At 68.5% G+C, this 737-nt stretch carries 2 protein-coding genes; both read left to right on the top strand.

All coding sequences use genetic code 11. The features are described from left to right. The coding region (locus CW267_RS29850; RefSeq protein ID WP_133124769.1) for a biotin/lipoyl-containing protein at positions 1–441 on the top strand (441 nt) is incomplete at its 5' end. Positions 442–456: 15 nt separating this feature from the next. Continuing rightward, a partial coding sequence (locus tag CW267_RS29845; RefSeq protein ID WP_176211816.1) for a sodium ion-translocating decarboxylase subunit beta occupies positions 457–737 on the top strand: 281 nt, incomplete at its 3' end.

Here is a 737-nt window from a genome sequence, read left to right as displayed (position 1 = left end):
AAGTTCCTCGAAAACCGCCACAACCCGGCAGCCTTTGAGCCGGTACCGCAGGCGGAAGCCGCGCAGCCGGTGGCAAAAGCAGAAAAACCAGCCGCCTCCGGCGTCTACACCGTCGAAGTGGAAGGCAAAGCCTTTGTGGTCAAAGTCAGCGACGGCGGCGACGTCAGCCAGCTCAGCGCCGCGCCGGTGGCCGCGGCGCCTGCTGCCGCCCCGGCTCCGGCCGGCGCCGGCACCCCGGTGACCGCCCCGCTGGCGGGCACTATCTGGAAGGTGCTGGCCGCGGAAGGCCAGACGGTGTCCGAAGGCGAGGTGCTGCTGATTCTGGAAGCCATGAAGATGGAGACCGAAATCCGCGCCGCGCAGGCCGGGACCGTGCGCGGTATCGCGGTGAAAGCCGGCGACGCGGTGGCGGTCGGCGACACTCTGCTGCAGCTGGCGTAAGGACGAGGAGCGGAAATGGAAAGTCTGAACGCCCTGATTCAGGGCATGGGGCTGATGCACCTGGGGGCCGGCCAGGCGGTGATGCTGCTGGTCAGCCTGCTGCTGCTGTGGCTGGCGATTGCGAAGAAGTTCGAGCCGTTACTGCTGCTGCCGATTGGCTTCGGCGGCCTGCTGTCGAACATCCCGGAGGCCGGGCTGGCGCTCACCGCCCTGGAGAGCCTGCTGGCCCACCACGACCCGGCGCAGCTGGCGGTGATTGCCGCGAAGCTCCACTGCGCGCCGGACGTCCACGCCAT

This window comes from Klebsiella sp. X1-16S-Nf21 (assembly GCF_002837615.1).
GTDB lineage: Bacteria > Pseudomonadota > Gammaproteobacteria > Enterobacterales > Enterobacteriaceae > Klebsiella > Klebsiella variicola.
This window is presented reverse-complemented; position numbering and strand designations above follow the sequence as displayed.